General features: G+C 47.7%; 1 protein-coding gene. It reads left to right on the forward strand.

Going from position 1 to position 407, the window contains the following annotated elements; translation table 11 throughout:
* On the forward strand, positions 1-407 hold a 407-nt coding region (locus ACSBRB_RS10630; RefSeq protein ID WP_435032729.1), incomplete at both ends, for a hypothetical protein.

Below are 407 nucleotides of genomic sequence, written 5' to 3' on the forward strand. Positions count from 1 at the left end.
GATTCAGATGCGGACTCTGATTCAGATGCAGACTCTGATTCAGATGCAGACTCTGATTCAGATGCGGACTCTGATTCAGATGCAGACTCTGATTCAGATGCAGACTCTGATTCAGATGCAGACTCTGATTCAGATGCGGATGCAGATTCAGATGCGGATGCAGATTCAGATGCGGACTCTGATTCAGATGCCGATGCAGATTCAGATGCGGATGCAGACTCTGATTCAGATGCAGACTCTGATTCAGATGCGGACTCTGATTCAGATGCCGATGCAGATTCAGATGCGGACTCTGATTCAGATGCAGACTCTGATTCAGATGCGGATGCAGATTCAGATGCGGACTCTGATTCAGATGCAGACTCTGATTCAGATGCAGACTCTGATTCAGATGCGGACTCTGATTC

This window comes from Staphylococcus auricularis (genome assembly GCF_051172115.1).
Taxonomy (GTDB): Bacteria; Bacillota; Bacilli; order Staphylococcales; family Staphylococcaceae; genus Staphylococcus; species Staphylococcus auricularis_A.